This is a genomic window from Algibacillus agarilyticus, from assembly GCF_003286125.1.
In the GTDB taxonomy this organism is placed as follows: domain Bacteria; phylum Pseudomonadota; class Gammaproteobacteria; order Enterobacterales; family Alteromonadaceae; genus Algibacillus; species Algibacillus agarilyticus.
This window is the reverse complement of the sequence record NZ_QMED01000001.1, coordinates 9,741-30,158: the sequence shown is the minus strand read 5'-3', so window position 1 is coordinate 30,158 and position 20,418 is coordinate 9,741. Positions and strand designations below refer to the sequence as shown.

General features: G+C 36.2%; 13 protein-coding genes. 6 read left to right on the top strand and 7 right to left on the bottom strand.

The features are described from left to right. Positions 1-87 precede the first annotated feature (87 nt). Positions 88-3,279 (top strand): CRTAC1 family protein, encoded by a 3,192-nt coding sequence (locus DPX34_RS00070; protein ID WP_111976379.1) that lies wholly within the window; start codon positions 88-90, stop codon positions 3,277-3,279. Positions 3,280-3,353: 74 nt separating this feature from the next. Next, positions 3,354-5,753: a thioredoxin domain-containing protein gene (locus DPX34_RS00065; protein WP_111976378.1), complete on the top strand. Its 2,400-nt coding sequence runs from the start codon at positions 3,354-3,356 to the stop codon at positions 5,751-5,753. A gap of 314 nt (positions 5,754-6,067) precedes the next feature. Here DPX34_RS00065 and DPX34_RS00060 read toward each other — a convergent pair whose 3' ends face one another. Further along, positions 6,068-7,267, bottom strand: a complete 1,200-nt coding sequence (locus DPX34_RS00060) for a hypothetical protein (protein WP_111976377.1) — start codon at positions 7,265-7,267, stop codon at positions 6,068-6,070. Positions 7,268-7,301: 34 nt separating this feature from the next. Next, the gene (locus tag DPX34_RS00055) at positions 7,302-10,487 is read right to left on the bottom strand and encodes a glycosyltransferase (protein WP_198673587.1); all 3,186 of its coding nucleotides are present in this window, start codon (positions 10,485-10,487) and stop codon (positions 7,302-7,304) included. Positions 10,488-10,732: 245 nt separating this feature from the next. On the opposite strand from DPX34_RS00055, the gene DPX34_RS00050 reads away from it, so the two are divergent. Next, complete coding sequence (locus tag DPX34_RS00050) at positions 10,733-11,536, top strand: sulfotransferase family protein (RefSeq protein ID WP_111976375.1); 804 nt, start codon at positions 10,733-10,735, stop codon at positions 11,534-11,536. A gap of 14 nt (positions 11,537-11,550) precedes the next feature. On the opposite strand, the gene DPX34_RS00045 is transcribed toward DPX34_RS00050, so the two are convergent. Genes DPX34_RS00045 through DPX34_RS00030 form a run of 4 tightly spaced genes read right to left on the bottom strand, consistent with a single transcriptional unit; the run spans position 11,551 to position 14,447 of the window. After that, on the bottom strand, positions 11,551-12,411 hold the full coding sequence (locus DPX34_RS00045; protein WP_111976374.1) for a GT-B fold glycosyltransferase domain-containing protein: 861 nt from the start codon (positions 12,409-12,411) through the stop codon (positions 11,551-11,553). A 3-nt stretch (positions 12,412-12,414) separates the two neighbouring features. Further along, positions 12,415-13,272, bottom strand: a complete 858-nt coding sequence (locus tag DPX34_RS00040) for a GT-B fold glycosyltransferase domain-containing protein (protein ID WP_111976373.1) — start codon at positions 13,270-13,272, stop codon at positions 12,415-12,417. Then, positions 13,269-13,529 carry a hypothetical protein gene (locus tag DPX34_RS00035; RefSeq protein WP_111976372.1) on the bottom strand — a complete coding sequence of 87 codons (261 nt, stop codon included), beginning with the start codon at positions 13,527-13,529 and terminating at the stop codon, positions 13,269-13,271. The genes DPX34_RS00040 and DPX34_RS00035 overlap by 4 nt, the downstream gene beginning before the upstream one ends. Beyond that, positions 13,530-14,447 (bottom strand): sulfotransferase, encoded by a 918-nt coding sequence (locus DPX34_RS00030; protein ID WP_111976371.1) that lies wholly within the window; start codon positions 14,445-14,447, stop codon positions 13,530-13,532. A gap of 263 nt (positions 14,448-14,710) precedes the next feature. Between DPX34_RS00030 and DPX34_RS00025 the strand changes: the two genes are divergently transcribed. The 3 genes from DPX34_RS00025 to DPX34_RS00015 are packed head-to-tail and all read left to right on the top strand — an operon-like array spanning position 14,711 to position 18,722. Continuing rightward, entirely contained in the window at positions 14,711-15,703 is a 993-nt protein-coding gene (locus DPX34_RS00025) for a GNAT family protein (protein WP_157964570.1), read from the top strand. Continuing rightward, complete coding sequence (locus tag DPX34_RS00020; protein WP_111976369.1) at positions 15,703-16,599, top strand: radical SAM/SPASM domain-containing protein; 897 nt, start codon at positions 15,703-15,705, stop codon at positions 16,597-16,599. The genes DPX34_RS00025 and DPX34_RS00020 overlap by 1 nt, the downstream gene beginning before the upstream one ends. Then, the gene (locus DPX34_RS00015) at positions 16,596-18,722 is read left to right on the top strand and encodes a methyltransferase domain-containing protein (protein WP_111976368.1); all 2,127 of its coding nucleotides are present in this window, start codon (positions 16,596-16,598) and stop codon (positions 18,720-18,722) included. The genes DPX34_RS00020 and DPX34_RS00015 overlap by 4 nt, the downstream gene beginning before the upstream one ends. Here the strand turns inward: DPX34_RS00015 and DPX34_RS00010 are convergent. Then, a complete protein-coding gene (locus tag DPX34_RS00010; protein ID WP_111976367.1) occupies positions 18,719-20,272 on the bottom strand; it encodes a PIG-L deacetylase family protein in 1,554 nt (517 codons plus the stop codon). The genes DPX34_RS00015 and DPX34_RS00010 overlap by 4 nt on opposite strands. Between the last annotated feature and the right edge of the window lie 146 nt (positions 20,273-20,418).

The following is a 20,418-nucleotide window of genomic DNA, read 5'->3' as shown; positions in this document are numbered from 1 at the left end:
TCATGTAAATGATTGTTTAGCCATCAGAATATTAAGTGCTTGGCGTTAACTAAAACGTGAAATTTTTCTTTATCAGGAGTGGGTCATTTGAAGTGTTTAAAAACCGCAAAAAAAATATATACAGCGATGTGGGTTGTTTTGACGTTTATTACGGTATTTTCATCATCGGTATATTCTCAATCTTTACAAAATATCCTCGCTGAAATTGAATCGCTTGAATCTAAAAGTGACCCCAAATGTTATGCGACGGCTTCACGGTTAGAAGATTTCATGTTTGGCACTCCGCTGACGGATGAAGCTCGTTTTATTAAGAATGATTTACAAAAGCAATTAGCGCGACTGGTTTGGCAAAAAGCCAGTGCAGAACTATTAGCGGTATCCGCAATGAGTGCTGATGATATAAAGCAAGCTATTCATGCACACCTTTCTTTTTCACAAAATAAAGAAGGGCATTGGCTTGTTAACTTGGCAGGGCAAACGCAAATTACCATCCATCAACGTGATTTACGTCAATACGATAGTATTGCTTATTCATTACGTGCTTTGTTAGCGGTGCAACAAGAGCAATTATTATTATCTTCACCGCAGTTAAAATTATTGTCTCAACCGGCTATTCAATACCTTAAGCATGTTGTTAATTTATACACGTTAGCGGTATTAAAAGTGGCAGATAATAAAGCGAGAATGAATAATGAGTATCAAGTGGGGGCAACTGATTTAAAATCGATTTGGTTTGGTTTAAATCAGCCTTTTTTCGAAAAACTTGCACAAGCTGATAAGGATAAAACCGATGCTGAAATCGCTAAAAAAAGTCGCCCCACGCAACCTGCCGAACTGGTTATTTTAAAGAAAACCATCGCTCAAAAACTTAAATCATATGAAGCCTATAATGACATTAACAATCAATTGTTTTTTAGAAATTTACAGGTGTATTTTGCGCGAGTGAGTTGGCCACAAGATCCTGCCGAAGGTAAAAAACTAAAAGGTTCATTTACCGAGGTGCTAATTGGGTTTGCGAGTGATTTATATTTAGCATCGCAAAATAACGCCTTAGCTAACGGACATGCAGTGATCACCGAGTCTGATGTTAACCAAGCTGTACAGCAATTTATTCCGCACACCATTAATGAATATGAAGATGCTATTTTTTTTCCAAACCTACCTAGATCGTCACGAGTCGTGATAGAAGCTTATGATATGGATGCATTTAGAGACAGTGGTGTGCATTGGCGTTATTTACAATTTGCCATTGAAGATAAAAAATTCATTCCTGTTTTGGAGCCTAGCCCGTTTTCTGCTGAATTATTAGCTGAAAATATTGCACAGTTTGGTGTGTTGTTGTGGCGTACAGCCGGTACATTAGCCATCGAACAGAATAAAGACCGACTCAGTTACTCACATTTTATTTCTGCTTTATCGCTTATACAAACAAGAATAGACAATCATTCGGCTGTGAGTAAACAACGTCAAAAAACCGGTGAGGTAACCACTTCGCAAAATATAGCCTCATCTGCGTTAGCGTCTACTTTTGATGATGTTTACTTTACCGATGTGACAGCGCAAACAGGGATAAAGATAGAGCATCGAACATCTGATTGGTTAAATCGTTTATTAAGGAGTTATTTACCAACCGGAGAAAACACCGGCGTGACGACTATTCCGCCTGCATTTGGTGGTGGCGGAGTTGCGGCTGGCGATATTAATAATGATGGTTTACCCGATGTGTTAATTTTGAGCGGGGCAGGCAATCGGCTTTATCAAAATGAACATGGCCGTTTTATCGACATTACTCAAAAGTCGGGTATTGATAAATGGCGCAGAGCCGATAGTAAAACGCCCGGTGAGCCACGCCAACCTCTTATTGCTGATGTTAACAATGACGGCTGGCAAGACATTATAATTACTTATGTGAATGATGCTCATCGCGTTTATAAAAATTTGGGCGATGGTACGTTTGCGGATGTAACGGCACAAAGTGGCTTGGGCGGTGTTAATTTAGTGGGTGGTCCAGCTACTGTATTTGATTATGACAACGATGGATTATTGGATATTTATATTACTTATTTTGGTGATTATATTAATGGGCAACTACCTAGCTTAAAACGTCGTAATACCAATGGTATTGCTAATAAATTATTCAAAAATCAGGGTGGTTTTGTTTTTAAAGATGTGACCGAGCAAAGTGGTTTAGATAATACAGGTTGGGGACAAGCCGTCACACATACCGATTTTAATACCGATGGCTTACAAGATTTAATTGTGGGTAATGATTTTGGCGTGAATGCTTACTATTTAAATCAAGGTGCAGGAAAGTTTAAAGATGTATCTGCCATACTCGGGACCGATAAGCCTTCTTACACCATGAATATTGGTTTAACGGATTTAAATGGTGATTTTAAGCCCGATATTTATATCTCGAATATTGTAACGATGAATAAAGATGAAAAGTATGTGTTGCCAAGCGAAGATACTCGAATGAAGTTTAACCCTGAAAAGCTAGCAAATATGCGAGTGGTTGAGGCCAATGATTTATTTTTGTCTTCGTCATCTGTTGATTCTGAAAACATGTCAGCGGGATTACCACAATATTCGTTGAGCGATTTAGTTGGCCGGGGTTACTCTTCTACAGGTTGGTCGTGGGATGCTGACTTTTTTGATTTTGATAATGACGGTGATGATGATCTTTATGTACTCAATGGCATGAATGAGTTCAACCTTTATAGTAGTAAAAACCCTTATTACACTGACCCGTTAAGCAACGAGAAAAAAGATATTTTAATGCCCGTTTCTTTTAAAGAGACTAATGTGTTTTTTACTAATCAAGGTGGGCGTTTAGTTAATGCTTCACGTGAAAGTGGTACGGATTTATTAAGTAATTCACGTAGTGCGGTGTATCTTGATTATGATGGTGATGGCGATCAAGATGTGATCCTTAATAACTACCATGAAGCGGCTGTTGTGCTACGTAACAACAGTGAGGCACTGGGGCATAATTGGCTTGAAATTAAGCTCGTGGGTAAGCCAAGTGCCGGAGTGAACTTAGATGCCATCGGTGCGCGACTTGAAATAACAACAGAGCAAGGCAATACCGTTTGGCGTGAAGTGCATGGCTCTATTGGCTATATGTCGGTTCATCCAAAAGTTCAGCATGTTGGTTTGGGTAAAGCCAAAGGATTGTCTATTAAAGTGATTTGGCCAAATGGACGTGAGCAACAGGTAAAAACGCGCGCGGTTAATCAACGTTTAACGATTCAATATGATCCTACTGAAGCGCATTAAGGGTAAATAGATTGGGTTATCTTTTTTTTAACGTTCGAGTGTTTATCACACCGGCTAGGTGTCTCATTGCATTGATGCTGGCTACGATTATTAACAGTTTTGTTGATTCGGCTGCTTATGCTGCGGATACGCGATCATCACCGTCGATAGGCGCAAATATTTCCAAAGCAACATTTGCTGATTGGCAAAAAAGTTACATTAACAAATACCCACGTTTTTCACTGGGTGATCCAAGTCAGCACAATCCCCCAGCATACTTAAACGCCTTAGTAGAACAAGAATCGCCGTATTTATTTCGGCACGCGACTAATCCTATCAATTGGCAGGCTTGGCGTCCTGCTGTATTTGAAGACGCTAAAAAGACCGGTAAGTTAGTCTTTCTCTCAATTGGTTACTCTACCTGCCACTGGTGCCATGTAATGGAAGCCGAAAGCTTTGTTGATTTAGGCATTGCTCAGCAACTTGGCGAACATTATATTTCGGTTAAAGTCGACCGAGAGCTTTCGCCTATTATTGATCAGCATTATAAGCAAATTTTAGAGGCTTTAACGGGTCGAGCAGGGTGGCCAATTACCGCTATATTGAATGCAGCCGGTGAGCCTATATTTATTGGCTCATATTTAACAAGAGAAAAATTGAGCTTACTGTTGGATAACACACAACGGGTATGGCAACAAAACCCAAGTATGTTAAACATGAGCGCTAAGCAATTAGTGAGTTTGATCACTTCTGCTCGTGCTAACACAAATAATGCCACTACCCAGCATGCGGATGATTTAGTGTGGGACAAGATCCTATTAACTGGGGCGATGAAAACCTTAGTATCGAGATTAGATCCGCAATTTGGCGGATTTAAAGGTTTGAATAAATTTCCGACTGAGGCTTCTTTATTATTTCAGCTGGCGTTTCTTGCACGTAATGATATGCCAGATTTAGCCAAGTTGGTCAAATTACAGCTTGATCAAATGATGACTCATGGTTTGTACGATCATGTTAATGGTGGTTTTCATCGTTATTCAACAGATGCTCGTTGGCAAGTCCCGCATTATGAAAAAATGTTATACAACCAAGGGCTAATGTTATCTGTTTATAGCCAAGCCTATTCTATTTTTGGTGATCCTAAATATAAAGCGTTGTTGCAACATGTCGTGGATTTTGTACGCCATTGGTTTTATCAACCGAATATAGGGTTTGGTAGCGCAGTTGACGCGGTATATAAAGCGCAAGAAGGCGGTTTTTACCTTTGGCAAGCTCAAGAGTTAGAGTCTACGTTATTAACCAACACCAACACCAACACCAACACCAACACCAACACGCTAGCGGATGTACTTAAGCCTTATCGATTCTCTGATACATTATTTGGTGTAACATTTAAAACCCCTTTTTCAGTTGCTAATAACAATGCGCAAAAAGCGTTGTTAGACGCTCGACATCATTGGCCAAAACCATTTATCGATAAAAAAGTGATCGCATCTTGGAATGCTTTAATGATCAGTGGTTTGGTCGCTGCTTATAATATTACTCATGATCAAACAACTTTAGACATGGCGAAAGATGGCATGCAAAGTTTATTAGCCCGTCATTATGATCTTAAAAACAAAACGTTATATCGAAATGCGGTAGGCGGGCAATTTTCAACACTAGGCCGATTGGATGATTATGCTTTTACCGCGAATGCTATTTTAGATTTGTATAATATTACCGGTAATGTGTATTGGAAAACAACCGCTTTACAGCTAGCCAATATTATTGTGAATCAATTCGATACCGAAGCCGGGGTTTATCTTTCTCTTGATAAACGGCAAGTAAAAGCGACAAATCTGCGTGAACAAAATGTGTTAGTTGATGGTGAAACGCTTTCAGCTAATTCGGCAGTTTTGCAGTTATTAACGCGGATCCGAACAATGACCAATAACTCTGCTTTTGGTGGTGCAACAGACTGGCAGCATCATTTGCACAAAATTCAAAAAGGCATTCAATCTCAATTTACGCAACAAGATATTGGCAGTGCCGGTGGCGTTGCAAAAAGCTTATTGGCACTGGATACTCAATCTATGCAAGCTGTTCAATACTTTGCGGGTGGAGCCGGTAAGGTAACTTTTGATATATCGAGTGGTCATCACTGTAAAGGAGATATGGACTTGGCAATTCATATTAAGCTTGAGGAAGGTTGGCATATCAACTCGCATCAACCCATACAATCACATCTTAAAGCGACGTTAGTGGAGCGTATTCAACTAAAAAATGCTGAGGCTCAGCGTGTAAATATTGAATACCCAATCGGTTCAAACCTGCGTGTCGGGTTTTCAGCCGAAGAATTAAGCTTGTACGAAGGTGAGTTAGTCATTAACGGTGAGCTTCCATACTTAATTGACCGAACGTTGATCGTGCTTAAGGTCCAAGCCTGTGACGACAAAATGTGCCTGTTCCCAGAAGAACTTCAATACCCAGTGCCAAGTTGTGTGCGTAATTAGAAATTGTTAGAAAGCCGTTTGTGAGAATCAAATCTAATTGCTTTCTTTAATTAGATTTCTTGACGCTAATATTTTCAAATAATCTGCAGTGTAAAACTGAATATACCGGATGTATAGCGAGGAGCGAGTATTGAGCTATTTTAATGGATTTTACATTGGTCATACTTTTGACAAGCTTAGCCTTAACCGCTTTTTCTAAAAGTATTAAAGCAAACTTTCATCTATTTAGCGTACTACCTGGATTAAAATGAAATATACCCAATTTTTGATTCTCATTTTCAATGAATCTAACGAGGTTAAAGGAGAGTAAAATTTCACATGCCTAATTTAGCTTTTATGACATTTATTGCTTGATTAGGTGAGTTTTCTTTTTGCCAGTTTTGAGAGGCTATTTGGGCTTGTATTGTTAATTGTTCTATTTGAGATATAGCTTGAATTATAGCTTGAGTAATACTTGCTTCTGAGAAACTATTAAATGCAACTGCAGCGCCTTTAACTGCTTTGATTTGGTCCACCATTAGAGATTGTGCTGGGATCACTGTCGGTTTTGCTAAAGAGACCGCGTCTGCAAATACACCTGAACTGCGCATTAAATATCGCTGCCAATAGTATGCTAATACAATCAATTTACTCTGCTGGATAATTTCGATAAATGATTGTCTTTCTAATGAACCATAATGAATGATCAAATTTTTTGGTGAACCTATTTTAAAAAACCAAGCGGCCACGTTTTCGTATTCATAAGCCTCTGTAACTTGTAAAAATATTTTTTTTGTTGGCAAAACAGTTAAAAGCTGATTAATAATTTGAGGTATTAATTGAGTTCCTCTTTCTGGTCGATATTGTCCGATGAAACTAATATCATAAATCGTCGGTATGGCCTTTCTACTTTGTAGCTTGTGGCTTTCTATATGATAAGGAATAGGGTAACAGGGTAACTGAGTCGTCTGATGGATGTATTGTGCTAATCGGTTGTTATTTAATGTGAAAACAGCCGTTTTGAATTCTGAATATGCTTCTCTTAATGCATTAGCGGCGAGGTTATAATAACCTTCTGGTACAGAAATGCTTTTTTTATCTTCTGACAATTTAGTAGCAAAATGTTGTCTATGGATAATAAATGCGACGAAAGGCTGTTTGTTTTTGGGTAAAGTCTGTAACCATTGTGCAACGCCGTAAATTTCAGCTTCAAGCGCGTAGCTCACGATGATTAAGTCATCTGCTTGCAAATTTTTCCCATCAATATTTTGGCAAGCCAAACCAAAATGTCTTGATTTTTCACAAAAATCATAAAGCTCGGTTAGCCCTTCTGGTGCGGCGAATGTGTGCTCAGGAATTAAATTAAAAGATGGAATTACATCATATTTTTCTTGCCATTCAGTTGGCGCTGAAGAGTGGCAATAAATATAATGTTCTTGTTTTTGGTCAAAAAACAATTGCTTCCAACCTATAAGTTCAGGGAACTCATGTGCCGATTTATCTTTTAACCCATGCTGAATAATATGAATCTTCATTTATGATTAAATACCTTCGGAGGGGGGGTTAAGATCATGACTGAACAGTGATTTGCTTTTCAAACACAAAACGAGCCAACTCCTGTTTACTCTCATTCAATAAGAACAAGTAATATTGCCCATCAGTTAGTTTGTCCCACATCGATTTAGGTAATGACCATTTTTGTAAATTTTTAATATTGATAGCACTAGATGTGACTCCTGATGGCGATTGTGATACTTCAAGCCAATGAGCGGATTCTGAGTAAAGCGTAAGATCGATACAAGGTAGCTCACTGCCAATACGATTAAAAGTTAACTTGAGCTGTTGAGGGACTTTCGGTTTAGCCGATAAAATGGGTTGACCGTATGGACCGAATTGCTGTTCATAATAACGCTTAGCTGATTCAGCGAACCAAAGAGCGGCTTTAGGTTGTTTTCGCGAACTTTGATTATAGTAATGGATAGCTTCCGCTTGTGGAACGTAATAAGCATTGAACCCATGATTTTTTAAGCGTTGAAGCCATTCGGTCTCTTCAAAATAAAGCTGATATTTTTCATCAAACGCTCCAACTTTATTCCATACATCTCTGCGTATTCCGAGAAAAGCGCCACATAGCTCAAAGCCTATTATTGGTTCTTTAGCTTGCCAAAAACGATAAGCATGTTGCCGCCACATGATTTGATTAAAGCTGTTTATTTTTTTATTCGTGTTCCAATTGGCTGCGAGTAATTCACAAGCAAATGTTCTCTTTGGTGTTGGTGCACAAATAACCGTTTTTTCATCGTCCCAAAATAGCTTGGGCGCAACGGTAGCCGCGCCGTTTTGTAAATGCTTAAGCAGTGTTTTAAGACAGTTGGGTGTTAATTTTAAATCTGGGTTCATTAAAAATATATAATCAGCTTGTGTATGTTTCACACCAAGGTTAACGCCACCAGCGTAGCCGATATTAGTTTTACTGAATATGTATTTTACTGGCAACTGTTTAAATAATGTTTGCTCGGTTCGGGTGCTTCCATTGTCGACGATAATGACTTCTACTTGAGTCTCTAATTCGTCAATTTGTTCTTGAATGTTGTCAAGTAAATCGAGTAGAAGTGCCTGTGCATAGTAATTGACTATCACTATGGCTGTGGTGGCCTCGACCTTTGGTTTTATGGTCGGTATGCTATTTAAATATTTGAGCTGAGTATCTAAGCTTTGTTGAACTTGCGAATTGTTGGGGTATTTATGTGCACCAATATATAAGCAATACAGTGCTTTAAAGGGGCGTTGTTTTTTTTGTAATAATAAACCTAAATGATAATGAAGATCTTCTAATTCGTTATTCAATAAAAAAGCACATTCCAAATAATTTAATGCTTTTTCATTATTTTTTAGCTCTAATGAGAGTTGGCCTGCAAATTTATAAAGACTTGAATTAGTTGATGTATTTTGTAACGCGAATTCACTTTCATGTAATGCTTGACTAAATAAACCTAAATTCGCATATAGGTTACAAAGCTTAAGTGAAATATCTAAATTATGAGGAGCTACTTGCTTTGCTTGTTGAAAATACTGTAGCGCATTTTGCTTTTTGTTTTGAGCTAGTTTTAATTCGCCTTGTACTAATAGTGCCTCAAAAGAGTCTGAAATGGTTAAGTACTGATCCGCTATTTCTTCCGCTTTATTAAGCTCATTTTTTGACAGTAATATCTTAATCCAAAGAGCCGGTAGTTCGACACCGCTAAATACATTAACGTATTTATTAAAAAGCTTTTCAGCGTTTTGTACTTGCCCTACAAGGTTGAATGTTTCAATCAGTGACGATACATTGGACGTTGTCGGTAAGGCCGTAACCCACAGATAAAACTCATTTAACCAGCGTAAAATCACGCTATGGTGAGTATCTACTCTGTATTGTGTTATAGGTGCTTGAGGTGCACAGCCCGAATTACCTTCCGCATGATAACTAGCAGATGTTTTTCCTGTGTAATGGAAAGGATACATACTTGAAAGCTGTAACCAAAAATCCCAATCTTCTAATTGATCTAAATTTATATCAAATTTGCAACGATATACAGTCGGAAGGCGAGGAAATAATACAGCGTGAATTGGAATGAAGTTTCCTGTATAAAATCGGCATTTATCAAATGGGTCGGTAAAATGTTTTATCGTTGTATTATTTTGAATATATCTGACCCCAGCGTAACAAATTCGACTTTTATTATAGAATAGCGTTTCATTGACTAGACTTTCTATATGGTCAGGGTCGAATTCATCATCATCATCTAGATATATGCAATATTCACCTTGGGCGCTTTGAAGTAAGCTGTTTGCCGCTGCCGCTCTTCCTTTAGTTTTTTGATGCTCTATTTGTTTGATTGCTTTAAAGCGGCCTTCAACCTGTCTCCAATCAATGTTGAGTTCATTTTCGTCGTCATTAACGATAATGAGTTCTATATTTTGATACCGTTGATTAACGACTGATTGAATCGCTCTAATTAAAAGTGATGGTCGCTGTTTTGTTCTGATCAAAACTGACACAAGCGGGAGCGCTATCGCCTCAACTTTCATTAAATGTTTGAACGCTTCACGATCAAAAATTTCTCTTATATCGTCAACATGACTCGGAAAAAGAAAAAATGATTCGCTGTGAACATCGGTTATATCGGCATGATTTCTAAGTTTATTTGTATTGATAATAGGGGCATCATTAACACACCGCGGATGCTTTAGGTCCAATAAGCTTTGGTTTATGAGTTTCTGTTTCAATTCAAAGGTAGGCGTAATATCAACTAGTTTATTGTTTATTCCCTGATGTTTTTCCATATAAGCATACAGACTTAACTGGATCTTATGCTGCTTGATTAACTGCCAAGTGTTTATCGTTACTGTTTTCTCTTGATTATGAGAGCTTATTAATGCAGGAGTAAAAATCGTATCAATTTGCTTTGAATTAATTAAATCAATTAAATTTTTCTGAATAGGCTTGGTCCATTTTTCACCCATGCAAGTATATAAACAATGAATTTCAGCTTGTAAATGTTTTTTAATTTCTTCGATGTTAAAACTTTCTGTCGTCGTTTTATTGGTTTCATCAAATAAAAAGACTAAATGCAGTTCGTCTAAAAATTCTTGATTATGCAGCAATGTTCCACCCATTATTTGAAATAAATGACTGTAATTATTGAAGATAATCAGCCATCGCTGGCCTGTAAGCATGGGTAAATGTGTTTTATTATTTTTTTTATTTATCATTGTAATTAATCGATAGTTTTTAAAGTCACTAGGGTATATAAGCATGCTCTTTATTAGAGCTGTTATATGGACGTTTCATAAGCATATTTTTGATAAAAATATCAATAACCAGCTAAACTTAAACGCCGTTTTATTTTTTGTAAGTTATTGAAACTTAGTTTAATATTTTTAATATATCAATTTATTTGGTATGCGAATTTACTGTATTTGTTGAATTTAGCTATGTCATTAGGGAAAGTAACAATATGCGAATTTTAATTTTATCATTAAGCCGCAGTGGTAGTACGGCTTTGTATTATCAAATCTTAGCTGAGATGCCTAAGAGCACGCTCGAAATTTTTGAACCTTCAATTGATTTATTAAAACTAAAAGACTTACCTTCCCAATGTATAGCAAAGGTTATAATTGACTCTTCTCGTATGGAAAGCTTATCCCCTCTGATTGAAAAATTTGATCATGTGATCGTTTTAGTGCGGGATCCGAGAGATCGTTTAGTTAGTTCTATGTTGTTCGCAATGCACGGTGTTGATAAAGAAGAATTAGATAGGCGTTTGCACCATTTAAAACAAAAGTCAGAGAGCCCAATTGAAACCCCTTTTCTTGATCTGATTGCTAATATTTACCCTGGCTGGACGGTTGAAAAAGTATGCAAGCAGGTTAGCACGGACCTTAAATTAGTTGATGAAGTATTGTGTTTCTCTAAACGCTGTATTTGCATTAAATATGAGATGTTTATACAAAATAGTATTGAAGATTTACGTGACCAGTTAGGGTTAAATAGTCATGGGCAGTATAGTATTCCAGAGAAACATGCCTATGGTAAGCGACGAGTTAAATCAGGTGATTGGAAAAATTGGTTTCTATCAAGTGACGTCACGCATTTAAAGCCTTTTATGCAGCCATTTATCTTAAATTATCAATATGAGGCAACTTGGGAACATTCGGAGAGTCCCTGCATTCCTTTAAAACATAGCATTGATTTTGTTTTAAATGCTTATCATAAAAACATCGAAATGACATCAAAGGGCATCAAATGGCAATCTAGTTAATTAATTTAATAAGGCTACTTTGCTAGTTGTTTCCATACCCAAAAGTCAGATTTTTCTAGTATATTTTTTAGCTCGCCATATTCTTCACATAGTGAAAAAACAACATTAGCTATGCCTTCATCGGCTAATAAATATATAGGATTGTGATAATGACAAATGTAAGGTTTATTTATCGGATCTATTGTTCTTAATTCGCCTGGAAAGTTGAACGCTTCTGTTAAAAGTGCGTGTTTAATTTTATTTTTGATAATTAGTGTAGCAAAGGACATTTGATCTAGATTAGGGCGTTTCCGAGGTAAATTATCAAATAAGTCTATTTTTCTAGCTAAAGCTATCCAGTCTTCTGCAAAATTGTTGACTACATTTTTGATTGCTAATACCCCGCAATTAAAATATAACGGCATGGCTTGATTGAGCACCGTTGATCTATATTTTTTATCTGGGGGTCCAAGTTCAAGCTTTGTATATAGTGTTTGCCATTCATCATTACTATGATGATCCATATCTTCTAATTTAGCAAAAACGTCAACATTCTCATCAACATGAAAAGAGTCAATGTTTTTTAAACAGACAATATCTGAATCTAAAAAAACTTTCCATGAGCAATTAGTGGCGACGGCTAAGCAAGCTAATTTATGGCCTATCAAATAATCTTCTGCTAATGGATTGGCAATTGGTTGGCATTTGATTCCTAGAGAGTAGAAAAAATTCAATATACGGGGTTGTGGAGGTGCTACATGTTCACCTTGGGGGATACAGGCAATGATTTCATATGAACACCGTAAGTATTGTTTCAAAGATGCAGCTAAAACAGCGGACTTAATATCTAATCCGCCACCTTGGCAAACAAATCTAAAACTATATTTAGGCTGCATTTTTTAATCTATGTTCGGTTTATTGAGTAAAGACAAAATGGGATCACAACTAATTATAGACTTTAATTCTGGGTATGTTTTGATTAATAACCTTGCTATACCTGTTGATGCATCATCGCCTAGCAAGTGTATGGGTTCATGGTAATGTACAAATTGTGGCAGTTTGTGACTATTAATAGGTAGCAAAGGTAAAGACCAGTGGAAGTCTTGATTTAATAAATGACAACTTAACCCTAAAGATGATACGGCAAAGGGGAGAGAAATTTGATCTAAGAAAGGCCTGCATTTGGGAAAAAGGCTCGGTTTATTTAAATGTTTGGCATAAGCTACCCATTTGGCATAAAGCTGTTTAGCTTTTGTCGTAACAATAATCCCTGAATTAAAACATAAAGGCATATCCTCATTGGAAATACTTGATTTAAAACTAAAATGTGGAAGATCCGAATGACAGTACTGATATATTTTTTGCCACTCTAGTTGAGTTAGGTCAGATAAGTCAGTTAACCTCGCAGCAAAGTCTGCATTGGTTATTTTTGTTTCTTCACGAAATTCACGCATACACATAATATCTGAATCTAAAAATATCAGCTGTTCTGCTTCCGTTTGTATATTAAAACACGAGAGTTTATTGGCAATTAAATATCTTCGGTCTATGTGGTTATCTATATATTCAATCCGAACATTGAGTTTTTTCAAGAATTGAATGACTTGCTTTGAAGGTGGGAATACTTCGGGGTAATTAGGGACTGCGGCGATAACTTCAGCATCGATGCGAAGGAAGTAATCTAATGAAGCCGCTAATAAAGAAGCTTGAGGCGCTAGCTCTCCTCCTTGGCAGACGAATACAAAAGCCAGTTTCATTCTTCTTTAGTGCTCTCTATCATTTGAGCTTGCGATATAAGTTGTTCTATGCTTTTTAGCTCTTTTTTCTTTGCGGAATGCATACATTCTAATAGTTGAAGCATTTGAGCATCATTAGGAATGGCTTTAATTTCAAGCTGTAATAATTTTATTTCTCGTATGATTTCTCTCGCTTGCTTAATGTCTTTTAGATCACCTGACTCAATTGCTTGACGTAAGTTATTGACGAGAAAGAACTCTCTTAATGAGACAATCAATTATGTGTACTCTTTGTTGATTAAATTTTGTATGCGATTTAGTTCGTAAGCGTTTTGAACCATAAAGTCATTTAGTGTGTTCTGCTCTGATAAATTTAACGGAGATGGCCAATTTTCAATCGAATCGTATTCAATCTTATTTTCCAAATTCAACAATGAATTGTCCATTAAGTTTAAAAATGATTCTATCTTTTTAGTTGTTCTTCTTGTTTCTGTAAATAGCTTATCTTGTGGAACAATCAAAATACGATCTGCTTGCTGGTTTGCAAAATTCATCATAGAGCAATTACTTTCTAGCCAGTATTCGGCTAAATAGCGAATGTTGCCGCCGGGGAATACTCGCTCTCCCGTTTGTGGTGATTTCAATGCATTTTTATTTACATTAAAACATCGAGCCTGTTTATCTCCGTTTGTTTTAGGCCACACATGCTGAATCCCCCTTTGCTGCATTCCTGGTCGTTCAAATAAGTTCTTTAAACTGCAGACTACTTTATCAAGCGACCTGATTGTCCAAATAAACTTGGCTTTTGGAAATAAAGCGGCGACTAAATTTATTTTGTTACACAAATGAGGGTTTTTATTGAGAAAACGGATTTTTTCATTGACTGGTTTGGATCCTATATTTTTTATAATTTCTTCTGAGAATGCGTGTTTTAGAGAGGGGATAGGGACTTGGTTTATATTATTTTGGTTGAGTGAAGGGCATTCGGTGCCCTGTACATCTGACGCAATTGCTACATTACCCACATTGCTCCAAATCCTACGAAGTTCAAAAGGGCAACCTATAATGGATGATGATTCATTCAGCCTTAAGCCTAAAAAGCCTGTACCACTTCTCATCGTGCCTATAATAAAAATAGCGTTTTCTACGGCATTATGAGCACATTTATGAACGTACTCGTTTGGCATGTTGAACATTTTTTACTTTATAATATCTTATCTATATGAATATTATAGACTATTTATAAATATACCGCCTCTATTTATGTTTATTTATAAAATCCACACTATTATTAACGGTGTATTTGGATCGGTTCAACCTTCAAGTTTTGTTTGGTTCGGCTGTCATTGATACATATTATTGATATTCTATTTTTAATATCGTTTATCGTGAATTCGAGAACTTAATGCTAAGAAAAACATTATTTATTCTGTTAATAGGTTAACTGAGACTACCAAAATTGATAACTCCAAATATTAAACCACTTACTAGTATTGAAAATTACGAATCACAATATTTATCATTATTTTTGCAAGTTTTTGAACATGAAACTGATATCAATATGTTCCGTTGGAAATTTTCAAATAGCCTTTCAATATTAAACAGTGCGGTAATAGATGAGCAACTGGTTGGTTTTTATGGTTTTATGCAACGTAACTTTACTTATAAAAACCGAATACTGAATGGCTTACAATCCTGTGATGTTATGGTCGCGCCACACATGCGAGGCCGATTAACACATAGTATGTTTAATAAAATATTTAATAATTATATTGAATACTTTCAAAAAAATGTTGAGGCTTGCCATCTCTTTTTTGGTTTCCCGAATCAGCGAGCGATGAAGTTAGGAAAACGGACTTCTGGTTATACATTAATCGATGAGTTCTATTGGCTTGAATGGCGAGAAAAATTCAATCATAAATTAGTTAAAAGTTATCAAGTTAGCTACGTTCCATTTGATCATGCGCAATTGAATTTGCTCAACCAGTGTTGGTCAAATATGTGTAAAGCTTATAAGCATAGTTATATCGGGATACGTGATGCTAATTTTATACGTCAGCGATATGTTGCTCATCCACAAATAAAATATGAGCTTTTAAGAGTCGACCATGTCATAACCGGTAATATCGCTTATGTTGTTATCAAAAAAATGAATAATGAAGTGTTGATAATGGATGTTATCTGCTCACACGATTATTTTGGGACTGTTGTTCATTGCTGTGCCGATAAGCTATTGGATGAAAACCAATGTGAAGTGGTAAAAATGGGGATAACAAAGCAATTTTCAACCGATATAATACAAATGAACCCAGCTGTTGTTATTTCACAAAGCAGTCCTGCGCCAGCTGCTGGTTCTGGATTAACGAGTATGAGCGCGCCTGAAATGAAAGAGGTTTATAATTCTCTGTATCAAAATTTATTTTTAACGTTTGGTGATGCGGACTTTTTATAATGATGACAATGAAAACTAGTACTTATGACGACAAGTTACTCCGATATGTTTCTTTAGAATCTCATTCATCCTGCAATCAAGCTTGCTATTTTTGTCCCGTTTCTGTTGCACCACGCAAACCAGTTGTTATGGATATGAACCTATACCGAAATATTATAGAGCAGCTTGCTAACTATCGGAGCACTTTAGATGCTGTTTTCATGAACCAGTATAATGAACCTAGCATTGATAAGCATTTTATTCAGCAAGTGGATTTAATAAAGCAACATGGTTTAGTTCCTGCTGTACTAAGTAATGGCTCTGGATTGACCCCTAGGAAGGTTGAACAATTGTTAAAAGTAGGAGGGTTGGGGTTATTAACCATCAATTTATCAACATTAGATCAGCAGCAATATATAGAGGATAGGGGTAAAAACCATTTAACACAGGTGATTAAAAATATTGACTATATGCAAAATAAACGGGTTGCAGGCATTATGAAAATAGTCGTATTGGGACAAGATGACTTGATTCATGAATCTAATTATCGAGCGATCAAAGAAAAATATAAAGACAGTTTGTTTGAGGTTGAACAACATACCGCTTCAGATCGTGCACACTATTTTGATAACGAAAACGGGGGTCAGCTTCATCATAAATCCTTACGTGGATGTGAACAGATGGGCTCTAGAACACTTAACCATTTGCACATTACTGCAGAAGGTAAATGTGTTATTTGCTGCCAAGATTACGACGAGAAATATGTCATTGGTAATTTAACCTCTCAATCTGTTGCTGATGTTTTACATTCAGAGAAGTTTGAGCAAATAAGGCGCTGGACCGATGGGGTCGATGAAGCTCCAGATGATTATATATGTCGAAAGTGTTCTTTTGCTAAAACAGGTGAGCAGCCATGAATATTTGTTTTGTGCTTGATGAACCTGGTTTATATGGCGGTGTAAAAGTAGTATTTCAATATGCAGAAATGTTGAGAAACCAAGGGCAAAATGTAAGTATTCTCGCCAAAGGTAAGCAACCTGAATGGTCAAACTATGAAGGGCCTTATGTTGATTACAAAAATGAATCCCCTGTTATCCCTCGTCAAGACCTCGTTATTTGTACTTACTATACAACGTATCCTTTTTCAAAATTATTGAATATTGGCCCTGTTGTACATTACTGCCAAGGAATAGAGGCTGACTTTGAACATTTACAGCATGAATTAAAAACTATTGATGAATTTTATCAATTAAAATTACCGACACTTACCATTACGCCACATTTACAGAGTGACCTTAAAAAACGCTATAATCGGGATGCTTTTTTATTACCACCAATGGTTGACGCCTCATTCAGCGCTAATGATAAAGTTTTACCTAGCGACGAACCTTGGATTTGCGTGTCAGGTATTTTTGAGGCACCTTTTAAAAATATCCCTATCGCACTACAAGCTATCAATCTAATTAGGGCTCGTGGGTTTAAATGTAGGGTTCTTCGTATTTCTGCTTACCCACTCTCCGATGATGAAAAAAAATTACTCGTTCCTGACAAATATTTACATAATATAGTGCCGGATGAAGTTGCGGATGCAATAAGAGAGTGTGATTTAATCCTGTTCTCGTCAATTGACGCTGAAGGTTTTGGATTGCCGCTTCTCGAAGCAATGGCTAGTGGAATACCAGCTGCTGCATGCGATATACCTTCTGTAAGATATATGACAAACAACTTACACCCGTTGTGCGATCCAACTGCTCCTGAACAATTTGCCAATACGGCATTAAATTTATTAACAAACCCAGATAAATGGAATAAAGCTAAACAACTCGGATTGGCGTTAGCTGAACGTTTTAAGCATAAAAACGCTAAAGCCCGCCTTCAAGTCGCATTTCAAAATTTAGTCGATTATACATATTCGGCAAGACATCTAACAATTGGTATATATTTAAACGCTTCGTCTAAGATTGATAACTCTGAAGAAGTTCAATTAGCAAGACAACAACTTATGTATAATATGCGTAAAGTTTTCGGTAATGTCGTATGGCTGGAAGATCAGCAAGGTGTTGCCAATGCTGACTATTTATTAATGCTAGAACATGAGCAAATATATTTGTCTGAGCTTAGTTTACGAACTGTTTTTATTAATATGCTTCGTCACAATGCAAATATTTGTTACTTGACTGCCTTACAAGATGTGCCAACTGAATGTATTACTGCTATCCACTCTTTAAAAAATTATGAAGACTGTGAGCGAGAGATCCTCAATTCTGGGATCGCTTTTTCTGTGCCTGAAAATAAAAAGATAGCAGTCATTTCTCTATTAGATTTACCTAAGATTGATCGCGAGAGCATTAAATTACAAGAATGGCATATAAACCCTTTACCTTCATTACCTAAACGAATTCTTGCTACCGGGCTTTATCTTTCTTTTGATTATTATGGGAGTGAAAGACATGACTTATTACCTTATATACCCCAAAATACAGCATCAATATTGGATATTGGCTGTGCCGAAGGTAGCTCTGGTCGTATTTTTCGTAATAAATTAAATTGTAAAATTTTTGGTGTTGAAATTAATCCGGATGTTGCTCTTATAGCTGAGAAGTCTTTAGACCATGTTTATGTAGGTAATTTTGAAGATTGTTCGATTGAAGAAAAGTTTGATGTTGTTATCGCTGCTGATGTAGTGGAACATCAAGTTAATATTCATGATTTTTTAAGAAAAATGGTATCGTTGACAAATAAAAACGGCCGCGTTTTATTATCCCTACCCAATATTGGTCACCATTCTATTATTGAAAGTTTACTGGCTGGACGTTGGGACTATGTGCCTATCGGATTGTTATGTGTGACTCATGTTCGATTTTTTACTAAAAAAACAATCGTAGAATGGTTTAGTCAAATGGGCTTTGATGATGTTGAAGTGCATCCCGCACAACAAACAAGTTTACCCGATCGGTTCAATGCTTTATCTGAGTTATTCGATCTGGACATGACTAGTTTAAAAACGCTGGGTTTTTATGTTGTGATAAACGTGAATTAGTTATTTTTAGTGTGCTGTAAATTATCATTAAGTCTTGGTTTCAATTGAGCTAATAACTCATCGCAGACTTCATCAGTTATTTTGGTATTTTTTGCATATTCACATATTTGTATAGAAGCTTTAATTTGATCAAGATTTACACATAAATTACATAGTTCAAGCAGGGCGCTTGAATTATCAAATTTATTAAGCACTAAATTCGCTAGGGTAGATAACCATTTGATCTGTAAGCGGCTTTTTATTGATTGTGTTAATTGCGTTTTATTTTTTTCATCTAAAGCACCATTTTGTTCAATGAAATGAAATTGATTAGATTGGATTAACTGCAGACAATAGTCCCATTCTGCTGCATTAGGTAGTTGAGTATCAAATTTGATGACAGAGTATATTCTTCGTGGAATGAGTAATGTAAATAACGGCAGTATTTGATCATAATAAAAGTCAGGTATATTTACGTCATTTGTGATATTGAATTGAGTTGACGGTTTGTTTGAACAATATAATTTGTGGCTTTCATGATTATTTGCATCTTTTGCTAACGTTTTTATATGGTCAGTCTCTATTGGGTCGTCATCTTTTAGGAATAAGCAATAATCACTTTCAATATTTTCCAATTGCTGATTAAGAATTGTATAACAACTTTCCGATGGCATAATGTCAATTTTATCTATTCGGTTAAATTTACTCAAAAGCCAATCAGTATCTATGTTTTGTGCATTTTGGGATAATATTTGTAAATTCAAGTTTGGGTAATTTAAACGTGATAACGACTCTAAGGTTGAATTTTTATTAATTTCATTTTTTGTATTGATTATAAAAAAAAGCGTAACTTCCACATAGTTTGCATCCGTTGCACCAAACGTAAAATTATTAAAGTATTGAGTGACTGCATTTGCTATATCACCTGATACATTTTCGAATTGGTAAAATGATTCAGCAAAACGAATATCTGGACCTAATGTCAATGAGCGTAATCGGTTACCAATTTGTGAATATTCGGCATAAGGTTGATTAAGAAGTTGAGATTCGTAAATAGATATGAGGTTTTGTTTTTCTTCAATCTCATCAGTTATGTTGACTAAGATGTTACTCATTCCTTGATTGCTTATTTCATAGCTAATCAAGTTGAAGATAGTGGTGCTTTCTTTAGCAATATCCCAAACACATGCTGTTATTTCTCTGTGATCAGGATGATAATCTAAAGGTGAGGGAACAAAAACAGTATCGGGTTTGTGTTGCTCTATTTGCGCTAATATAGCTAATTTTAATTCTTTGGCAGGTAAACTTCGATCGCCGAATTCTAAAAAAATTGGCTTGGCGTTGAGATGTCCACAGACTGTAACTGCTTCTGCATTACGAATTGCTTCTTTCCCACCTTTTGAACCATCGGTTACATAAACAATCGTTATATTTTGCAGCTTAGACCTATGCTTTAGTATTGTGCCTCCCATTCCAATAAGTTCATCATCTTGATGTGGGGCTATGACTAACCAATTATTACCAGGAATAATAGACGTTGCACAAGGGACTAAGTATTTCTCATTGAGCATGCTGCGAGCCTATGTCATTGAATCAATCTAACCGATTGAATTCTATTTATTATTTTAACATAGTAGTTATTATTTGGGCGTTTTACCATAGGTTAATGTATAAGTAATAAAGGGTAGTGGTATAACTTTTTTATTGCTAATCATTT